Source organism: Streptomyces atratus (assembly GCF_014648655.1).
GTDB lineage: Bacteria > Actinomycetota > Actinomycetes > Streptomycetales > Streptomycetaceae > Streptomyces > Streptomyces atratus.
On record NZ_BMRN01000005.1, the window covers coordinates 146807 to 166043 of the forward strand.

17 protein-coding genes are annotated in these 19237 nt (G+C 70.9%); 3 read left to right on the forward strand and 14 right to left on the reverse strand.

The window, feature by feature from the left end:
* Position 1: 1 nt before the first annotated feature.
* The 9 genes from IEZ15_RS10715 to ureA all read right to left on the reverse strand — a co-directional run bounded on the left by IEZ15_RS10715 (position 2) and on the right by ureA (position 12791).
* Positions 2-532: an NUDIX domain-containing protein gene (locus IEZ15_RS10715; protein WP_114243581.1), complete on the reverse strand. Its 531-nt coding sequence runs from the start codon at positions 530-532 to the stop codon at positions 2-4.
* Between the two features lie 87 nt (positions 533-619).
* On the reverse strand, positions 620-1969 hold the full coding sequence (locus IEZ15_RS10720; RefSeq protein WP_189276121.1) for an NsdA family TPR-like regulatory protein: 1350 nt from the start codon (positions 1967-1969) through the stop codon (positions 620-622).
* Positions 1970-2315: 346 nt separating this feature from the next.
* Entirely contained in the window at positions 2316-4829 is a 2514-nt protein-coding gene (gene pheT, locus IEZ15_RS10725) for a phenylalanine--tRNA ligase subunit beta (protein WP_189276123.1), read from the reverse strand.
* Complete coding sequence (gene pheS / locus IEZ15_RS10730) at positions 4829-5968, reverse strand: phenylalanine--tRNA ligase subunit alpha (protein ID WP_189276125.1); 1140 nt, start codon at positions 5966-5968, stop codon at positions 4829-4831. Before pheS ends, pheT begins: the two co-directional genes overlap by 1 nt.
* Before the next feature lie 146 nt (positions 5969-6114).
* Positions 6115-7278 (reverse strand): sensor histidine kinase, encoded by a 1164-nt coding sequence (locus tag IEZ15_RS10735; RefSeq protein ID WP_189276127.1) that lies wholly within the window; start codon positions 7276-7278, stop codon positions 6115-6117.
* A gap of 138 nt (positions 7279-7416) precedes the next feature.
* Positions 7417-8739: an MFS transporter gene (locus IEZ15_RS10740; protein WP_189276129.1), complete on the reverse strand. Its 1323-nt coding sequence runs from the start codon at positions 8737-8739 to the stop codon at positions 7417-7419.
* Positions 8736-10478, reverse strand: a complete 1743-nt coding sequence (locus IEZ15_RS10745) for an amidohydrolase (protein ID WP_189276130.1) — start codon at positions 10476-10478, stop codon at positions 8736-8738. Before IEZ15_RS10745 ends, IEZ15_RS10740 begins: the two co-directional genes overlap by 4 nt.
* Positions 10479-10497: 19 nt before the next feature.
* The gene (locus IEZ15_RS10750; RefSeq protein WP_189276132.1) at positions 10498-12183 is read right to left on the reverse strand and encodes an urease subunit alpha; all 1686 of its coding nucleotides are present in this window, start codon (positions 12181-12183) and stop codon (positions 10498-10500) included.
* Positions 12180-12791, reverse strand: coding sequence for an urease subunit gamma (gene ureA / locus IEZ15_RS10755; RefSeq protein WP_189276134.1), 612 nt, complete (start codon positions 12789-12791; stop codon positions 12180-12182). Before ureA ends, IEZ15_RS10750 begins: the two co-directional genes overlap by 4 nt.
* A gap of 121 nt (positions 12792-12912) precedes the next feature.
* Here ureA and IEZ15_RS10760 point away from each other — a divergent pair, with 121 nt between their 5' ends.
* Positions 12913-14100, forward strand: a complete 1188-nt coding sequence (locus tag IEZ15_RS10760) for a PucR family transcriptional regulator (RefSeq protein ID WP_189276136.1) — start codon at positions 12913-12915, stop codon at positions 14098-14100.
* Here IEZ15_RS10760 and IEZ15_RS10765 read toward each other — a convergent pair.
* The 4 genes from IEZ15_RS10765 to infC form a co-directional block, all read right to left on the reverse strand.
* Entirely contained in the window at positions 14097-14930 is an 834-nt protein-coding gene (locus IEZ15_RS10765) for a TrmH family RNA methyltransferase (RefSeq protein WP_114243587.1), read from the reverse strand. The genes IEZ15_RS10760 and IEZ15_RS10765 overlap by 4 nt on opposite strands.
* 143 nt (positions 14931-15073) lie before the next feature.
* Complete coding sequence (rplT, locus tag IEZ15_RS10775; protein WP_018103794.1) at positions 15074-15457, reverse strand: 50S ribosomal protein L20; 384 nt, start codon at positions 15455-15457, stop codon at positions 15074-15076.
* A gap of 109 nt (positions 15458-15566) precedes the next feature.
* Positions 15567-15761 (reverse strand): 50S ribosomal protein L35, encoded by a 195-nt coding sequence (gene rpmI / locus IEZ15_RS10780; RefSeq protein ID WP_114243588.1) that lies wholly within the window; start codon positions 15759-15761, stop codon positions 15567-15569.
* A 121-nt stretch (positions 15762-15882) separates the two neighbouring features.
* Positions 15883-16581: a translation initiation factor IF-3 gene (gene infC, locus IEZ15_RS10785; protein WP_229845827.1), complete on the reverse strand. Its 699-nt coding sequence runs from the start codon at positions 16579-16581 to the stop codon at positions 15883-15885.
* A gap of 342 nt (positions 16582-16923) precedes the next feature.
* Between infC and IEZ15_RS10790 the strand changes: the two genes are divergently transcribed.
* Positions 16924-17286: a DUF1844 domain-containing protein gene (locus IEZ15_RS10790; RefSeq protein WP_093896122.1), complete on the forward strand. Its 363-nt coding sequence runs from the start codon at positions 16924-16926 to the stop codon at positions 17284-17286.
* Between the two features lie 171 nt (positions 17287-17457).
* Here the strand turns inward: IEZ15_RS10790 and IEZ15_RS10795 are convergent, their stop codons facing one another.
* Positions 17458-18186 carry an SseB family protein gene (locus IEZ15_RS10795; protein WP_189276140.1) on the reverse strand — a complete coding sequence of 243 codons (729 nt, stop codon included), beginning with the start codon at positions 18184-18186 and terminating at the stop codon, positions 17458-17460.
* Positions 18187-18318: 132 nt separating this feature from the next.
* Between IEZ15_RS10795 and IEZ15_RS10800 the strand changes: the two genes are divergently transcribed.
* Positions 18319-19230 (forward strand): serine hydrolase, encoded by a 912-nt coding sequence (locus IEZ15_RS10800; protein WP_189276142.1) that lies wholly within the window; start codon positions 18319-18321, stop codon positions 19228-19230.
* Positions 19231-19237 lie beyond the last annotated feature (7 nt).

Sequence of the window (19237 nt, forward strand, 5' to 3'; positions counted from 1 at the left end):
TTCATCCCAGCCGTAAGTGATGGAGCATCATCAGCCCGGCCACCATGCCCGCCGCCGGAACCTCGCCGCGGGCGATCATGTCGGGCACCAGCTTGAGCGGTATCCACTCGCGTCGCGAGGACTCGAAGTCATCGCTGGGGTGGCCGGTCCACGTGGCCTCCTCGGACCAGTAGAGGTGGTGCAGGGCATCGGTGAGGCCGTTCGACGGCTCCACGGTCAGCAGCGGACGCAGCGGTCCGGGGCGCCAGCCGGTCTCCTCCTCCATCTCCCGGGCGGCGGCCGCTGCGATGTCCTCGCCGTCCTCGACGACGCCCGCGGCGAGTTCCCAGCCCCAGCTGTCGGTGATGAACCGGTGCCGCCAGAGCAGCAGCACCTCGTTGGCCTCGTTGACGACGGTGGCCGCCGCGACGGGGCGGAGCCGGATGAGGTAATGGTCGAGATGGCGGCCGTCGGGGATGAGCACATCCGCCAGGTTGACCCGGAACCAGCGGTTCTCATACACAGTTTGCTCGTTCAGATTCGTCCACTGCACAGTTTTGCCACCTTCCGACAAGTAGGTGACAACATCGCAGCAGGAGCAGGACCGGAGAGGAACGTACCGGAACCCGCGGGTACGAACTCACAGCGGTACGCGCAACGCCCCGTCGATCACTTCGGCGGCCCTCCCCGCGTCGGCGCAGCCGCTCGCGATCAGATCCTCGCGCACCGCACGCAGCCGGTCGCGCAGCCGTTGCGACTCCATGCCCCTGGCCCGCTCCGCCATCTCCACGGCCGTGGCCGCCGCCCGGTCCGCCTCGCCCTGACGCAGCTCGACATGGGTCAGCATGGCCAGCCGGTGCACCCGGCCCCGGTCGTGCGCCGGGGTCCGCACGGCCGTCACCGCGTGTTCCCTGGCCCCGGGCAGATCGCCGAGGCTGAGCAGGGCCTCGGCCACCTGCACATCGACCAGGCCCGGCTGGACGTATCCCGTCTCGTCCGGTTCATGGCCCGGCCGGATGCGTCCGGCCTCCGACTCGGCGCGCCGGATGCATTCCAGGGCGCTTGTGGCGTCGCCGATGTGGGCGTACGCCTTGGCCTGCATCGCGTACAGATCGGCGGCCAGCGCGGGAGTGATGTGCCGGCCGGCGGCTCTCAGCGCCGCCTGCGCGAAGGCCACCGACTGCCGGTAGTCGGCGAGGAACAGCGACTGGTTGACCAGCAGGGCGATCACATAACCGCCGAGCCCCCGGTCCCCGCTCGCCTTGGCCAGCCGCAGTGCCTGGTGGAAGTAGCGCTGGGCGAGCCCGTGCGCGTCGGAGTCGTAGGCGCAGATGCCCGCGACCGCCACCAGCCCGCCCGTCGCCCGGTGCAGTTGGCGCCCCATCGCGTCGCTGTAGCCGCCGCGCAGCAAAGGGGCGGTCTCGGTGTTGAGGAAGCCGACGATGCGGGAACGGGTCGCGATGCCGCCTGCCCTGCGGTACATCAGTTCGTAGTGGGCACGGGCCGCGCGCAGGGTCATTATGTCGGCCATGCAGACCCGGGTCGTACCGCTGCGGGAGACGTCGACGTCCTCCGGCGGGTTCTCCCACTCCCAGACGGGCATCACCGCAGTGGTGCCCGTCACGGTGGCCGAGGCGAGTATGTGTGGGCGCTGCTGGTCGTCGGAACGCCACAGCGCGGTGGCCCGCTCGACGAATCCGGTGAGCGTGGATCCGAGCAGGGCCGCGCCGGCGCCCGGGGTCGCCATGCCGATGTCGTCCAGCGAAAGAGGCCTGTTCAGCCGGTTCCCGAGCACTTCACAGATCAGGTCCGGCACCTGACCTCGCGGACGCTGCCCCTTCAACCAGCGTGCCACCGCGGTGTGTTCGTACCGCAGGCACAGTCCGCGGGAACGGCCGGCCCGGTTGATGTGCGCGGCGAGGCCCGCCCGGGAGACGGCCGCCTCCTCGATCAGGGCCTCCAGCAGAATGTTGGGCTCCGTTGCCCCCATTTGCCCCTCCGGTGGTTCGGCACGCCGAGGCGTGCCGAACCAGTGGAGCACGATTCACACGGGGTGTGAACGCAATGCCCGAACCGTCCCGCTGCGCACTCTGTTGCGCCGGTCCGCGGATCGGTTGAATCAGTCGTCTCGCAAGAGGCGGCCGGGTCGTCTGCTCCCCCTCGTACAGTCGACGACCCGCACCCGCACCGTCCGTTTCCGCCGACCTGCCCGACACTCCGTGGCGGCACGAACAGTGTGGGGAACGCCCGCGAGCGGTTCTGTGCCGCTCGGCGAGCACAGGAGGGGCGTATCCGGTCACCGGATACGCCCCTCTTTCATGATGTGTGCCGAGGCGTCATGCGCCCCGCAGCACCGCGCCCGTCCGCTCGGCGGCCAGGGCCACCGCCGCGTCGCGGGCGGCCGTGGCCTCGTCCACGGTCAGCGTGCGGTCCGCCGCGCGGAAGCGCAGCGCGTACGCCAGCGACTTCTTGCCCTCGCCGATCTGCTCACCGGTGAAGACGTCGAACAGCCGCAGCGATTCGAGGAGTTCACCCGCGCCCGCACGCAACGCCTGCTCCACCTCGGCGGCAGGGACGCTCTCGGCGACGATCAGCGCGACGTCCTGGGTCGCCACCGGGAAGGTGGAGATCCGCGGCGCCCGGAGCGCGCCGTCGACGGCCTGCTCCAGGAGGTCGAGGTCGATCTCCATGGCGCAGGTCCGCTCCGGCAGGTGGAGCTCCTTGATGACGCGCGGGTGCAGCTCACCGGCGTGCCCGACGAGGACCTCCGCGTCGTTCGCCGTGACGAACAGCGCGGCGCAGCGGCCGGGGTGCCACGGCGCGTGCTGGTCGCTGCGGACGGTGAGCTCGACACCCGCCTCGCGGGCGATGGCACGAGCGGCCTCGATGGAGTCCGCCCAGTCCACCGGGCGGCCCTTGCCCCACCAGCCGGCCTGCTCGCGGGCGCCCGCGAGGACGACCGCCGCGCGGCGCGGCTGATGCGGCAGCGCGGCGTTCAGCTCTGCGATCTGTTCGTCGCCGGGCCGGTGGTCGACGGGCAGGCGTACTGCCTGGGTCTCGTCGCCGGTCGGCCTGAAGACGAGACCGGTCTCGAAGAGTGCCAGGTCGTGGCTGCCGCGGCCGTCGTTGCGCCGCAGTGCGCCGAGAAGGCCCGGCAGCAGCGTGGTGCGCAGCGCCGGCTCCTCGTCGGAGAGCGGGTTGACGAGCTTGACCGTACGGCGGCGGGCGTCGTCGGCGTCGAACCCGAGCTGGTCGAGGACGGCGTCCCCGATGAACGGGTAGCTCAGCGCCTCGACGTAGCCGGCTCCGGCGAGCGCCCGGCCGACCCTGCGATACAGCCGCTGGCGGTCGGTGAGCCCGCGCCCGGACGGCGGCGTCGGCAGCGTCGACGGAAGGTTCTCGTACCCCTCCAGCCGGATGACCTCTTCGGCGAGGTCGTTCGGCTCGCTCAGGTCGGGCCGCCAGGACGGCGCCGTGACGAGCAGCTCGTCCTGCCCGTAGACGTCGCAGCCGACCTCCTGGAGGCGCCGTACGACGGTCTCGCGGCCGTACACGACCCCGGCCACCCGGTCGGGGTGGTCCGCGGGCATCGCGATGGTGCGGGGCCCGGACGGAGCCGTGACCTCGGTGACACCGGCCTCGGCGGTGCCGCCCGCGAGGAGCACGAGCAGGTCGACGGTGCGCTGCGCGGCGGCGGCCGCGGCCTCCGGGTCCGCGCCGCGCTCGAAGCGCTTGGACGCCTCGGAGGACAGCTTGTGACGGCGCGCGGTCCGGGCGATCGAGATCGCGTCGAAGTGCGCGGCCTCGATGACGACCTCGGTGGTGCTGTGCGCGTCTTCCTGGACGTCCGCGATCTCGGTGTTGGCTCCGCCCATGACACCCGCGAGACCGATCGGCCCACGGTTGTCGGTGATGACCAGATCCTCGGCGTCCAGGACGCGGGCCGTGCCGTCGAGCGTGGTGAGCTTCTCGCCCTGCTGGGCGCGGCGCACCCCGATCGGCCCGTCGATACGGGTGCGGTCGTAGGCGTGCAGCGGCTGGCCGAGCTCCAGCATCACGTAGTTGGTGATGTCGACGGTGAGCGAGATCGGGCGCATCCCGGCCTTCTGCAGCCGGCGCTGCAGCCAGATCGGGGAGCGCGCCTCGGGATCCAGGCCGACGACGGTGCGCGCGGTGAACCGGTCGCAGCCGATCGGGTCGGCCACCTTCACCGGGTAGCCGAACGCGTTCGGCGCGGGCACGTCGAGGAGAGCCGGGTCGCGCAGCGGCAGCCCGTACGCGATGGCGGTCTCGCGGGCGACACCGCGCATGGAGAGGCAGTAGCCGCGGTCGGGGGTGACGGCGATGTCGAGGACCTCGTCGACGAGCTGGAGCAGCTCGATCGCATCGGTGCCGACCTCGTGCTCCGGCGACAGCACGATGATGCCGTGCGTGCCGTCGTCGCCCATACCGAGCTCGTCGGTGGAGCAGATCATGCCGTGCGAGGTCCGGCCGTACGTCTTGCGTGCGGCGATCGCGAAGTCGCCGGGCAGCACGGCGCCGGGGAGGACCACGACGACCTTGTCGCCGACGGCGAAGTTACGGGCTCCGCAGACGATCTCCTGCGGCTCACCGGTGCCGTTGGCGTTGCCGACATCGACGGTGCAGAAGCGGATGGGCTTCTTGAAGCCCTCCAGCTCCTCGATGGTCAGTACCTGTCCGACGACCAGGGGGCCCTTGAGGCCGGCGCCGATGTGCTCGACGGTCTCGACCTCCAGACCGACGGCGACGAGCTTGGCCTGTACGTCACGGCCGGTCTCCGTCGCCGGCAGGTCGACGTACTCCCGCAGCCAGGAAAGCGGGACGCGCATCAGATCTCCATCCCGAACGGCCGGGTGAACCGGACGTCACCCTCGACCATGTCTCGCATGTCTTCGACGTTGTGGCGGAACATCAGCATCCGTTCGATGCCGAACCCGAAGGCGAATCCGCTGTACTTCTGGGGGTCGACGCCGCAGGCGATGAGCACCTTGGGGTTGACCATGCCGCAGCCGCCGAGCTCGATCCAGCCCTCGCTGCCGCAGGTGCGGCAGGGGCGGTCCGGGTTGCCGACGGACGTGCCGCGGCAGACGTAGCAGACCATGTCCATCTCGGCGGACGGCTCGGTGAACGGGAAGAAGTTCGGCCGCAGCCGGGTCTTCATCTCCGGGCCGAAGAGCGCCTGGACCATGTGGTCGAGGGTGCCCTTGAGGTCCGCCATGGTGAGGCCCTCGTCGACGGCGAGCAGCTCGATCTGGTGGAAGACCGGGGTGTGCGTCGCGTCGAGCTCGTCGGTGCGGTAGACCCGCCCGGGGCAGACGACGTAGACGGGGGGCTCACGGTCGAGCAGGGTGCGGGCCTGGACCGGCGAGGTGTGCGTACGCAGCACGATGCCGGACTCGTCACCCGTGGTCGGCTTCCCGTCGGGTGTGGTGCCCTGGACGAAGAAGGTGTCCTGCGTCTGCCGGGCCGGGTGGTCGGGCACGAAGTTCAGTGCGTCGAAGTTGAACCACTCCGCCTCGACCTCGGGGCCCTCGGCGACCTCGTAGCCCATGGCCACGAAGACGTCCGCGACGCGCTCCATGATGGTCGTCAGCGGGTGGCGGGCGCCGGCCGGGGTGCGGTCGTACGGCAGCGTGACGTCCACCGCCTCCTCGACCAGCACACGGGCGTCCCGCTCGGCCTCCAGCTCCGCCTGACGGGCGGCGAGGGCCTTGCTCACGGCGCCGCGGGCCTGGCCCACGCGCTTGCCCGCCTCTGCCTTGGCCTGCGGCGGCAGGGCGCCGATCTCCCGGTTGGCGAGCGAGAGGGGCGAGGTACCACCGGTGTGCGCGGTCTTCGCCTGGGCGAGCGCGTCGAGGTCACCGGCGGCGGCGAAGGCGGCGAACGCCTCGTCCCGCATGCGCTCGATCTCTTCCGGTTTCAGTGCCTCGACCTCGACTGGGTCGTACGACTTGTTCGGTGCCGACATCTCTTCCCGTGCTTCCGATTGGCTGGTACTGCGCTTACCGGGGGACAGCCCCGGACCCCCATGGCCCCGCTCGACGACTGGAGGACGCAAAGGTGCCAAAGGTCGAGTCTAAGGGTCACAGGACGTGTGGGAGGCCCGTGGGCTGCTCAGACCAGGTAGGCCGGCGTGCTCACGGGCAGAATAAATCGGAATTCCGCGCCGCCGCCGGGGCCGCGGCCGACCGTGATCGTGCCGCCGTGCGCCTCGACGATGCCCTTGACGATGTAGAGGCCCAGGCCCGTACCGCCGCGCTTGCTCCCCCGCCAGAAGCGGGTGAAGACACGGCCCATCGACTCCTCGGGGATGCCGGGGCCTTCGTCGCTCACGGTGACGGCCGTTCCCTTCTCGTCGCTCTTCGCGGGTGCGGGTGCGACTTCAATGGTGACGGTTCCCTCGCCGTGGCGCACCGCGTTTTCCAACAGGTTGCCGAGCACCTGGTCGACCTTGTCCGGGTCGGCCCAGACCGTGGGCAGCGGCTGGCAGGTACGGACGAGGAAGCGGTCGGGGGTCTGGCCGTTCGCGGTGAGGGCCTGGATGTGGCGTTCGACGGCGGCGGAGAGGTCCACGGGCTGCCGTCGCAGCTCCAGCCGGCCGGAGTCGATCCGGGAGATGTCGAGCAGTTCGGCGATGAGCCGGGTGACGCGGCCCGCGTCGGCGTCGACGGTCTCCAGCATCAGGCGCTTCTGGTCGTCGGTGAACCGTTCCCATTTGGCGAGGAGGGTCGCGGTGAAGCCCTTGACGGAGGTCAGCGGGGAGCGCAGCTCGTGGGCGACGATCGCGATCAGTTCGGCGTGGCTGCGTTCGGTGCGGCGGCGGGCCTCGGTGCCGCGCAGCGAGATCACCACGCGGCGCACGGGACCGGTCGGGTGCTCTCGTACGTACCGTGCGGAGACCAGGACCTCGCGGCCGCCGGGCAGCAGCAGATTGCGCTCGGGCTGACCGACCCGGGTGGCGAGCCCGCCGTACGGATCGGTCAGCACCCACCAGCGGCGGCCCTTGAGGTCCTCCAGCGGCAGCGCGTGCTCCAGGGGGTGGCCGAGAGCGGCGGCCCGGGGCACGGCGGTGATCCGGGCCGCCGCGGAGTTGAAGCAGATGACCCGACCGGTCTCGTCGGCGATGACCAGACCGTCGGGGAGGTCGTCGGGATCGACGGTCGCATCGACGGGTCCGAGGGCCGGTCCTTCGGCCGGTTCGCCCGCCGTGCCGGGGCCTTCACCGGCGCGCACGACGGCCACGTGCGTCTCGCGCGGCCTGCTCATGCCGACAGCCATATCCCGTACCCCACCTCTCGAACCGGTGCAGTGGGCCCCCGAGTTCGTCACCCTACTAGTCGTCGGTGACGGAGCGACACCCTGCGGGGGCGCACTGCCGCGGTCCGCCGTTCGGCGGGGTACGGGGCGTGGCGTCGGTCAGACGGCGACCTCGACGCGGTCCCCGGCCGGCCGGGCCGCCCGTTCACGCCTCATGAGCGATCCGGAGGCGAACGATCCGGCGGCCGTGCAGGCCGCGATCACCATCAGGAGCAGGGCCGCACCCCACGAGGCACCGTTCGCCGCACCGGTCAGCGAGGTGGCGAGCAGCGGTACGAATCCGGCCACGACACCTGCGAGGTTGTAGGACATCGCGACGGCGCTGTAACGGAACGCCTCGGGGAACATCCCGGAGACCACGGCGCCGATGGGGGCGTACGGAATGGAGAGTGCGCCGATCCCGAGCCCCACCCCGAGGTAGACCAGTGCGGGCTTGCCGGTGTCGACGAGCCAGAAGGCCGGGAAGGCGACGGCCATCGTGACGAGGCCGCCGATGGCACAGACCGTCCAGGCGCCGATCCGGTCGGCGATCCGCCCCGCCACGACGAGCACGACGATCTCGACGACCGAGCCGATGACGGTGGCGTTCAGCATCACGGACTTGTCGATGCCCAGCTCGTCGGTGCCGTACGAAATGATGAACGTGGTCATCAGGAAGAAGCCGCCGACGCCGAGCAGGGCCGCGCCGATGCCGATGATCATGCGGCCCCAGGTGCGGCGGAACGCCTCGATGAGCGGTGCGGGCTTCGGGCCGTTCTTCTCGGCGTCGGCGAGCATCGCGTGGAAGACCGGCGACTCCTCGATCCGCAGCCGCATGTAGAGCGCGAAGCCGAGCAGCGGGAACGCGGCGAGGAACGGCAGACGCCAGCCCCAGGAGTAGAAGGAGTCGTCGGGCAGCATCCCGACGAGGGCGAACGCGCCGGACGAGATCAGCGTGCCGACGGGCGAGCCGAGCTGCGGGATCGAGGAGTAGCTGCCGTGCTTCTCCTTCGGCGTGTGCTCCAGCGTGAGCAGCATGGCGCCGCTCCACTCACCGCCGACCGAGATCCCCTGCAGGAAGCGCAGGAGTGCGAGGAGAGCGGGGGCCCAGATGCCGATGGTGGCGTAGCTGGGCAGCAGGCCGATACAGCCGGTGGTGACGCCCATCATCACGACGGTGATGATCAGGGCGACCTTGCGGCCGTAGCGGTCGCCGATGTGGCCGAAAACGGCCGCACCGATGGGGCGGGCGACAAAGCCCACGGCGAAGGTGACGAAGGACGCGATGGTGCCCACGGCCGGGTCCAGCTCGGGGAAGAAGAGCCGGTTGAAGACCAGGGCGGCGGCGGTGCCGTAGAGGAAGTAGTCGTACCACTCCAGGGCGGTGCCGGTGAAGGCGGCGATCAGCAGTCGCCGGATGTCCTTGATGTCGGGCGAGCTCACACGTTCTCCTGGGGACGGAGGGCCTGGTGGCCTTGAGGGGACGGGGGAACGGGCTGTACGGGTGCGAGGGTGGCGGCCTGGGCCGCGAGGCCGTGCGGGTCGTGGACGGGATCGCCGTCGACGACGGTCGCGAGGACCTGGAGCGAGCCGATCCGGCCCGGATCGGTGCGGAGCGGGTCGGCGTCGAGGATCGTGAGGTCGGCGAGCTGCCCGGGGACGAGGCGCCCCTTGCGGCCGCCGAAGCCGGTGGCGCGGGCGGAGCCCTCGGTCCAGGCGCGCAGGGCGTCGAGGACCGGGACGCGCTCGTCGGGCCCGTACACGGCGCCCGAGCCGGTGCGCCGCTGGACCATGGCCTGGATGGCGGGCAGCGGGGCGCCGGGCGCGACGGGCCGGTCGGAGCTCCCGGGTACGGGCAGGCCGAGGTCGAGCAGCGAGCGCAGCCGGTAGGACCAGGCGGTGCGCTGCGCGCCGAGCGACTCGGCCATGGCGTCGCCGAACGGCGGCAGGAAGTTGTGCTGCGGTACGGGGATCACGCCGAGTTCGGCGAACCGGCGTAGCTGGTCGGGGCGGACCACTCCGGCATGCTCGATGCGGTGGTGCACGCCGGGGCGAGGGAGTTCGCGCTGAGCACGGGCGAATGCGTCGAGCGCGAGGTCGACGGCCCGGTCGCCGATGGCGTGGGCGGCGACCGTCCAGCCGGAGCGGTGGGCGGCGACGACGGTTTCGGTCATGGCGTCGGCGTCGTTCTGGAGGTATCCGGTGGGGTTGGCCGCCTCTGCCTCGTTGTGCGGGCAGCCGCAGAAGGGTTCGGTGACGGCGGCGGTCCGGCCGAGCAGGGAGCCGTCCAGGAAGATCTTGACGGGCCCGAGGGAGAGCCGGTCGTCGCCGAAGCCGGTGCGCATTCCGAGGTCGAGTCCCAGGTCGATGCCGTCGTCGGCGTGCGAGACCAGCGGGTGCAGGACGTCGGAGGCGGCCATCAGCTGGGCGCGGGTGTGGAGCCTGCCGGTGTCGCGGGCGAGCTGGTAGGCGGCGAGTTCGACCGGGGTGTGGCCGATCCAGCCGCCGCCGATGCCGGCCTCCGTGAAGCTGGTGATGCCTTCGGTGAGGTAGTGCCGGGTGGCGGCATCGACGGCGTCGGCGACGGTCTCCACGGGATACGGGAGTACGTGCCGCTGCACGAGACGCTGGGCGGTCTCCTCCAGGAGTCCGTCGGGCCGGCCGTCCTCGTCGCGGGAGACGACCCCGCCGTCCGGGTCGGTGAAGCCGTCGGCCAGGATGCCCGCCAGGCGCAGAACCGGGGTGTTGACGACGCAGGCGTGCCCGGAGGTGTGCTTCAGCCACACCCGCCGGCCGCCCGCGGCCCGGTCGAGGGCGTCGCGGTGCGGGTAGCGCCCGCCGGTCCGGTTGTGGTCGAGTCCGGCGCCGATCACCCAGGCGTCCTCGGGCAGTTTGGCGGCGTACGCGGCCACGGCGTCGTACACCTCGTCGACGGTCCGTGCGCCGGAGACGTCGAGCTGGGTGAGGGTGAGGCCGAACCACGCGGTGTGGCAGTGGGCGTCGTTGAAGCCGGGCACGACCGTGGCGCCGCCCGCGTCGATGACCCGTGCGGCAGGGAGGTGCTCGGCCTCCTCGTCGAGCCCGACGATGCGGCCGTGCAGGGCGCCGAGGGCGCGGGCGGTGGGCCGGGCGTCGTCGAGGGTCAGGATGTTCGCGTTGCGGACCAGCAGATCGAGTTTCACGGGCGAAGGTCTTTCGGGCTCAGGCGAGGTGGTGCAGCTGGGCGAGCGGCACGGCGTCGGCGGCGGGGGCTGCGGTGGGGACGCCGTCGACCAGGACGGGTGCCGGTTCGCGGGGCACCAGGACGTGCGGGGTCGCGGTGTTGTGGAGCATGTCGGCGCGGGTGAGGCCGCGGGAGCCGCGGATCGGCGCGTAGGTGAGTCCCTTGGGCAGCGCCGCCCGGGCGGCCCGGTCCGCCAGCGCGGCCTCGGCGACGAAGATCCGGGAGAGCCGCGCGGGCGCCTGGCCGAGGGCGCCGAAGTAGGGCTTGTACGTACGGGGCTGGGTCAGCCGGGTCGATCCCGAACCGGACCCCGTGTTGCCCCATGCCACGAACCCGGCCTTGATGACCAGTTCGGGCTTCGAGCCGAAGTAGGCGGGGTGCCAGAGCACCAGGTCGGCGAGGCGCCCCACCTGGGCGGTACCGACCTCGTGCGCGAGGCCGTGGGCGATCGCCGGATTGAGGGTGATCTTGGCGAGGTAGCGCAGGGCCCGCTCGTTTGCGCGGTGCTCGACGCCGCCCTCCCCGGCCGCCAGTGCCTGGAGGTGGGCGAGCTGCCAGGTGCGGCGGACGGTCTCGGCGATGCGGCCCATGCCCATGGAGTCGGAGTTGACGATGGAGATCGCGCCGAGGTCGTGCAGGGCGTTCTCGGCGGCGATGGCATGGGCGCGGATGCGGCCCCTGGAGATCTCCACATCGCTGGCGCAGTGGTGGTTCTGCCGGTGCACGGTCATCGTCATCGGGAAGAGTTCCCCGACGGTGTTCGGGGTGTACGGGATCGTCGGCGTGGTCGACGACGGCAGGATGTTCGGCTCGGAGAGGATCTCCAGCAGATCGGGGTGACCGCCACCCCCCTCCACGTGGTACGCGTGCACGGTCCGGCCCCGGGTGGAGCCGATGGTGTCGCGCAGATATCCGGACTCGTTCATGGAGTCGGTGTGCAGGGCGACCGGCAGATCGGCGGCCTCGGCGGTGTCTAGGCAGTTGTCGATGATGCGCGGGGTCGCCCCGAAGTCCTCATGGATCTTGAAGCCGCCGGCCCCGGCGAGCACGGACTCGTCGAGCAGGGTGCGGGAGCTGGACGAACCGCGGGCCAGGAACGCGATGTTGAGCGGGGTGCCCTGCCAGGAGCTCATCAGGGTGTGCAGATTGTGGGCCGGATTGCAGCCGATCTCCCAGACCCCGCCGAGCCCCATGCCGACGAGCGTGGTGACGCCGGCCGCGAGCGCTGCGGGCGCCACCTCGGGCGAGGAGAGATGGACGTGGCTGTCCACGATGCCGGGGGTGGCGATCAGCCCTTCGCCGGGGACGACGGAGGTGTGCGAGTCGATGGCGTACTCGACCGGCATCACGTCCGGGTTGCCGACGCCGCCGACGGAGACGATCCGGCCGTCCTTGATGCCGATGTCGGTCTTGCGGACGCCGAGAACCGGGTCCATGAGGACGACTCCGGCGACCACCATGTCCAGGGCGGAGTCGCGGTCGGAACGGGGCGAGGCCAGCAGCCCGTCGCGTACGGTCTTGCCGCAGCCGCCGAGCAGTTCGTCGCCGGGGGTGCCGTCGTCGGCCTCCACCTCGACCCAGAGGGAGGTGTCGCCGAGCCGGATGCGGTCACCGGTGGTGGGACCGTACAGAGCGTTGTACGTACGGCGGTCGATGCTGGTCATGCGCGCTGCTCCTCGGACTGGGCGTGCTGCGGGTGACGGGAGAGAGGGATCAGCGAGACCTCCCGGGACTCCCCCGGTTCGAAGGCCAGCGCGGTGCCGGCCGCGATGTCCAGCCGCAGCCCCCGCGCCGCTTCCCGGTCCAGCTCCAGGGCCGCGTTCACCTCGTGCAGCGGATAGTGCGAGGAGACGAACACCGTACGGTCACCGGTGTTACGGAGGGTGAGGGTGGTGCGCGGACGCCCCTCGTTGATCCGTACCGGATCGGAGGCGGTCCGTACGGCACCGGGTGCGGTGTCGGGTGTCCCCGGGCCGATCGGCCGGTCGACGGCGACAAGGGCGGTGCCGCTCGGGAAGAGCGCCTCGACCTGCACGGTGGTGACGATGTCGGCCACGCCGTCCATCACGTCGGCCTCGGTGAGCACGGAGCGGCCCACCTCGATCACTTCGTCCAGACCGAGCCCGTCCCAGGCGGCTTCCAGCACCTCGTCGCAGATCAGCGCGATGGCCTCCGGCGTGTTCAGCCGCCGGCCGCGCGCCCTGCGGCGGCGGGCCAGTTCGGCGACGGTGAACAGCTGGAGACGCTCCTGCTCTCGAGGCGTCAGATGCACTGCCAGGACCTCCCTGCATGCGGTGGGCCCGGAGGGGGATTCCGGATTGCCTCAGCTTCAAGGGCAACGAGCACAGATCCAACGTCGAAACATCACCCGTACAGCCCCTTACATTGGTCATATGCACACTCCGGTTTCCGATTTCCCTCCCCCGTCCCGTCGGATCGCCGAGCTCGCGGGCCAGTGCCTGGACAACATCGACGGTCTGATCGGCCAGTGGATGGAGATGATCAATCCGGTCCGGAGCGCCTATGCGGACCGGGTGCCGGACGCCGATTTCCGCAGCTCCGCCTGGCAGGCGTTCGAGCTGCTGCTGCGTACGGTGGCGCAGCTTCCGGTGCCCGTGCACATCGCCGGGGTGTCACAGCGCGTGGGTGAGCAGCGGGCCCGCCAGGGCGTGCCGCTGGACTCGCTGCTGGAAGCGGCCCGGCTGGACTTCCGGGTGGTGTGGGCGGCGCTGGTCCAGCGGGCCGACGAGGAGGACATGGCGGAGCTGGTGACGTCCGCTTACCACGTGTGGGAGGCCGTCGAGTCCCATGTCACGGGCATCATGACGGCGTATCAGCGCACGGTTCTGGAGATGGGCCGACGCCAGGAGGACGAGCGGCGGATGTGGTTCTCCCGGCTGCTGGAGAGCGAGGGCCACAACCCGACGGTGGTACGGAACGCGGCGCTGGCCCTGGGCTTCGACGGCGCGGGCACGTTTCTGTGCGCGGCGGCCCCGGCGGCGGAGGGTTCGGGGCTGCACCGGGCGGCGACGGCGCTGCGTGCGGCGGGTGCTCCGGTGCAGTACCAGGCGGTCGGCGGGGACGCGGTGCTGGTGGTGGAGCTGGGCCGGCGCACCACGTGGCAGTCCGTGCTGGTCCGGCTCGCGTCCACCCCGTGCGGTGTCTCGCCGCAGACGAACGGGCTCGCAGCGGTGCCCAGGGCGGCTGTGCTGGCCATCGCGACGGCGCAGATGCTGCCGCCGGACGCCCACTCACCGAGGCTGCTGGAGGACAGCTGGCTGGATGTGCTGGTGCGGCGGGCCGGGGACTTCGGCACGGATCTTGCCGCCGATGTGCTGGGTGGTCTCGACAGCCCCGGAGTGTCGGCGACGGAGGCGGCACGTCTGCTGGAGACCGTCACCGAGCATCTGCGCGGCAGCGGCTCCATCGCGGACACGGCGGCCGGGCTGTACTGCCACCGCAACACGGTCCAGCACCGCTTCGCCCGCTTCCACGAGCTGACCGGCCGCGACGTCCGGCGCCCCGACGACGCGGCACTGGTCGCGGTGGCCCTGCGGGCCAGGACCGCGGCGGCGGATTAGCGGCGCGGGCGCTGGGCCCGTGCGGAGGCGTACAGGCAGACGGCCGCCGCCGTCGCCAGATTGAGGCTCTCCGCCTTGCCGTGGATCGGCACCCTCACGACGGCGTCGGCCAGCGCCCGGGTCTCCTCCGGCAGGCCCCAGGCCTCGTTGCCGAAGACCCAGGCGGTCGGCCCGCCCATGGTCCCCGCGTCGAGCTCGTCGTCGAGGTCGTCGTCGCCCGCTCCGTCGGCGGCGAGAATCCTTACGCCCGCCTCCCTCAGCCCCTGCACGGCCTGCTCAACCGGAACACCGACGGCTACCGGCAGATGGAAGAGCGAGCCGACCGAGGCCCTGACGGACTTGGGGTTGTAGAGGTCCACCGAGGCATCGGTGAGCACGACGGCATCGGCACCCGCGGCGTCGGCGCAGCGCAGCACCGTACCGGCGTTCCCCGGGTCGCGTACGTGGGCGAGGACGGCGACCAGCTTCGGCTTCGCGGCGAGGATCGCGTCGAACGGCGAGTCGAGGAAGCGGCAGACACCGATGAGGCCCTGCGGGGTGACGGTCTGCGACACATCGGCGAGCACATCGCCGTCCGCGAGGTGCACCCGGGCACCGGCGGCATGGGCGGCGTCGACGATGTCGGCGTACCGCTCGGCCGCCTCGACGGTGGCGAACAGCTCGATCAGCGTCGCCTCGCCGTCGCTGCCCCGGTGCCCGGCGGCCTCGCGCACGGCCTGCGGCCCCTCGGCGATGAACCTGCGCTCCTTGCCGCGGAAGTTGCGCTTGGCCAGCCGCCGGGCGGCTGTGACGCGCGGCGAACGCGGGGAGATCAGTTCGGGGGTGCCCATGGTCGGCGGCGAGCCTCTCTGCGTACGGAGGTGACGGAGGTGACGGAGGTGACGGACGTACGGAACATGTCGTGCAACGCACCGGACCCGCAGACGACGAGCGCCTGCGGGTCCGGCTCAGAAGCCAAGAAGTGCGACCTGGATCAGGCGGCCTTCGGGGCGTTGACGTCGCTCGGGAGGGCCTTCTGGGCAACCTCGACGAGGGCGGCGAACGCGTTGGCGTCGTTGACCGCGAGCTCGGCCAGGATCTTGCGGTCCACCTCGATGTTGGCGGCCTTCAGACCCTGGATGAGGCGGTTGTACGTCATGCCGTTCTGGCGGGCAGCGGCGTTGATGCGCTGGATCCACAGCTGACGGAAGTCGCCCTTGCGCTTCTTGCGGTCGTTGTAGTTGTAGACGAGGGAGTGGGTGACCTGCTCCTTCGCCTTGCGGTACAGGCGGGAGCGCTGACCCCGGTAACCGCTGGCCTGCTCGAGGATTGCCCGGCGCTTCTTGTGAGCGTTTACTGCCCGCTTGACGCGTGCCACTTTTTAACTCCTTGTAGCGGGGCCGTGGTTGGACTCACACGGCCCGGAAACGAATTGGTCCCGGTCTGAGTCGAGGTCGCCGCCCACGGATTCACCGAGGGCTGCGGACTCACTTGCCGAGAAGCTTCTTGACCTTCTTGGCGTCGGCCGGGGCCAGCTCGACCGTGCCGGTCAGCGAGCGGGTCTTCTTGGACGACTTGTGCTCAAGAAGGTGGCGCTTGCCGGCGCGCTCACGGAGCACCTTGCCGGAGCCGGTGATCTTGAAGCGCTTGCTGGCACCGCTGTGCGTCTTGTTCTTCGGCATCGCGCCGTTCTCTCCTCGTCAGTGGCGCCCCTCGCGGTGCGGGCACCGGACAGCAGGGGCGTCAGATCTTGGTGGGAATTCCGGGGAGACCCGGGGCCGCCTGGATGGCGGCCCCCTGAGGTCATGCCTCGGAAGGTGTCTCGGCCGGAGCCTCGGACTGCGCTTCGGCAGCCTCGTCCGCAGCTTCGGCGTCGGGGGTCGAACCCTGACGCCCCGCCTTGCGGGCGGCCTGGGCCTCGCGGGCCTCGGCCATGGCTTCGGTCTTCTTCTTGTGCGGGCCCAGAACCATGATCATGTTCCGGCCGTCCTGCTTCGGGTTGGACTCGATGAAGCCGAGTTCCTCCACGTCCGAAGCAAGACGCTGGAGCAGTCGGAAGCCGAGCTCAGGACGGGACTGCTCACGACCACGGAACATGATCGTGATCTTGACCTTGTCGCCCTGCTTGAGGAACCGGACGACATGACCCTTCTTGGTGTCATAGTCGTGCGGGTCGATCTTCGGCCGGAGCTTCATCTCCTTGATGACCGTGTGCGCCTGGTTCTTGCGCGCCTCACGGGCCTTCATGGCCGACTCGTACTTGAACTTCCCGTAGTCCATGAGCTTGCACACGGGCGGACGGGCGGTCGCCGCCACCTCGACCAGGTCGAGGTCGTACTCCTGTGCGAGTTCCAGGGCCTTGGCAAGCGGAACAATCCCGACCTGCTCGCCGCTGGGACCGACAAGTCGCACCTCGGGAACGCGAATCCGGTCGTTGATGCGGGGCTCGGCGCTGATGGATCCTCCTCGGTAGCACCACGCGGCCGCCTGGCGGACAGCCACGTAACGTCTGTTTCGTGAGACCAACCGCTCCAGCACATCAAAAATGCCCCGGACGGGACACAGGCGGGGCTCCTGGAAAACCGGAACACCGCCGCGGTCAACCGCGGGGCGCATCGGGTGGCTCCATCGTCCGTACGGAACGATGGGCGCCACCTGACCGGTGACCTGCCGTCCCTGAGGATGGTCAGGTGGGAGATCGGAGCCTCCACTTGTGGGCCGAGCACATAGATGCCCAGCCGGTCGTTACACAAGGCTAGCAGCTCCCCCGGGCGTGCGCGAACCAGCTCTCGCCCACCGCTCCCGCAGACAGGGCGGCACCGGAGTGGGCCTATCGTATGGCGCATGAGTGACGCGACCCCCACCACCGATTCCCCCGGCTTCGACGACATGGCCCGCGACATCGCGGAGGTGCCCGCGGTCGAGGTGATCGTGACGGTCGCGGTCAATCTGATGAGCGCCGCCGCCGTGAAGCTCGGGCTGACCGAGGACGGCGACGAGCACAAGGACCTCGACGAGGCCCGCAAGCTGGTGCATGCGCTGGCCGGCCTGCTGGACGCCAGCACCACCGAGATCAGCTCCTTCCACGCGGCTCCACTGCGTGACGGCCTGAAGTCCCTGCAGCTGGCGTTCCGCGAGGCATCGCTCGTACCGGACGAGCCCGGCCAGGGCCCCGGCGAGAAGTACACCGGCCCCGTCTTCGGCTGAGCCCGCCCGCCTTCCCTCTCTTGCGACTTACGACTTCTGACGACGTGAGCCCCCTGCCCGTCCCGGGCAGGGGGCTCACGTCGTCGAAGCCGAAGTCGGGCGGTACCCATCAGCTGGGTCACCCGGTACGGGACGGCCGTCCTTACTTCGAGCCGGCGGCCGGCCCGGGGGTCAGCGCGTGAACAGGGCCTCACCGGGCGTGGTCGCATCGGCCGGGAGCAGCGCCAGATCCAGGCCGCGCACCAGGCGGGCGCGCAGGACATCGTCGGCCGCCAGCAGTTCCGCGACCCGGCGGGCCGCGTCGGCGGGGTCCGCATCGGGTGCGAGGACGAGGGCCAGGGTGCCGTCGGCCCGGCCGGGGCCGAGATGGGCGCGGAGCACCGCGGGCTCGGCGGCGACCGCGTTCCGTACCGCGGAGGTGACCGCGGGGTCGTCCAGCGGATCGGCGCTGGTGCGGCCCTCGGCGAGGGCGAGCAGTGCGGAGCCGGTCAGCTCGAATGCGACCGGGCCGGCGAGATCGAGGACGACCGTGTCCGCCTTCTCGTGCGCGGCGGCCTGCAGCGCCTGATGCAGGGGTACGGCGACAGGGCGGGCCTGCGGGTCCCAGCGGGCCAGCGAGGCGGTCGAGGTGAAGGCGGGCAGGGCTCGACGGTCCCCCGCCTGAAGGGTGGGGACGGCCATGTCACTGGTCTTCTCGCGACGCAGTCCCTTCTCGTCCTCCTCCACCTCCCCCAGGACGGCGACGACAGGGACCAGGAGCCGGGCGCCCTTGAGGGCTTCGAGTACCGGGCCGATGGCCTTCCGGTCCTCGGCCCAGGCGGCGAGCGCCGCGGTCAGGGCCGGGGCGGCCGTGCCGTCGTCGTCGGAGTAACCGGGGTCCGGAATGTTCTTCAGCGCCACAGGGCGAGCGTAGTGCCTGGGGTTCCTTACCCTGGCAACCGGGGGTTTCTTACCCTGGCAACCGGGGGTTTCTTACCCTGACAACAGGTCGGACCCAGCCTGTTCTCAGGTGCCGTTCCTAACGTCCGGGGCATGTCCCGAAACAGATTCCGCGGCTCCACCCTGTCCGCATCCGTGACGGCCGTGCTTCTGCTGGCGGGTTCGGCCGCGGGTGGCATCTGTCTGGCCGGCCGGTCGTCGGATCACGCTCCCCGCGCCTCGGCGTCCGTATCGTCCGTACCGGCCGCCGGGAGCACTGCGGTCCCGGCAACGACGACCGAGGAGCCGACGGTGGATTTCGACGCGGCGCTGGCCGCGGCGGTGGAGCCGCTGCTGACCGACGTGGGTGACGCGGAGGTGTCCGTCGCGGTGCTGGACACCGGAAGCGGGGCGCGGGCCGTCTACGGCGACGGGGCGTACGACACCGCCAGCATCGTCAAGGTCGACATACTCGCGGCGCTGCTGCTCAGGACCCAGGACGAGAAGCGTGCGCTCACCGCCGGCGAGCGAGGCTACGCGACCGCCATGATCGAGTGGAGCGACAATGCCTCCGCCACCGCGCTGCTGCGGGCGATCGGCGGGATGGAAGGTCTCGACGCGGCCAATGAACGCCTGGGCCTGACCGGGACGACGGCGGCGCACGCATGGGGGCTGACCCAGACCACGGCGGCGGATCAACTGACTTTGCTGGAAGCGGTGTTCGGTACGGATTCGGAGCTGAGCGAGGGTTCCCGTACGTATCTGCAGGGGCTGATGGGGCAGGTCGCGGCCGACCAGCAGTGGGGAGTGTCGGCGGCGGGCAGCAGTTGGGCCCTGAAGAACGGCTGGATGCCCCGGACGACGACCGGGCTGTGGGACATCAACAGCATCGGGCGGGTGAAGGCGGACGGCCGCACCTATCTGGTGGCGGTGCTCTCGGGCGGGCAGCGGACGAAGGAGACGGGGATCGCACTCGTGGAGTCGGTGGCGAAGGCGGCGGTGAGCGTGCTCGACGCCGCCCGGTGAACGCGGC

Coding starts and splice junctions, on each gene's coding strand:
- IEZ15_RS10800 (WP_189276142.1), top strand. CDS start 18,319: ATGTCCCGAAACAGATTCCGCGGCTCCACCCTGTCCGCATCCGTGACG.
- IEZ15_RS10760 (WP_189276136.1), top strand. CDS start 12,913: ATGCACACTCCGGTTTCCGATTTCCCTCCCCCGTCCCGTCGGATCGCC.
- IEZ15_RS10735 (WP_189276127.1), bottom strand. CDS start 7,278: ATGGCTGTCGGCATGAGCAGGCCGCGCGAGACGCACGTGGCCGTCGTG.
- IEZ15_RS10750 (WP_189276132.1), bottom strand. CDS start 12,183: ATGACCAGCATCGACCGCCGTACGTACAACGCTCTGTACGGTCCCACC.
- IEZ15_RS10720 (WP_189276121.1), bottom strand. CDS start 1,969: ATGGGGGCAACGGAGCCCAACATTCTGCTGGAGGCCCTGATCGAGGAG.
- pheT (WP_189276123.1), bottom strand. CDS start 4,829: ATGCGCGTCCCGCTTTCCTGGCTGCGGGAGTACGTCGACCTGCCGGCG.
- IEZ15_RS10790 (WP_093896122.1), top strand. CDS start 16,924: ATGAGTGACGCGACCCCCACCACCGATTCCCCCGGCTTCGACGACATG.
- IEZ15_RS10765 (WP_114243587.1), bottom strand. CDS start 14,930: ATGGGCACCCCCGAACTGATCTCCCCGCGTTCGCCGCGCGTCACAGCC.
- rpmI (WP_114243588.1), bottom strand. CDS start 15,761: ATGCCGAAGAACAAGACGCACAGCGGTGCCAGCAAGCGCTTCAAGATC.
- pheS (WP_189276125.1), bottom strand. CDS start 5,968: ATGTCGGCACCGAACAAGTCGTACGACCCAGTCGAGGTCGAGGCACTG.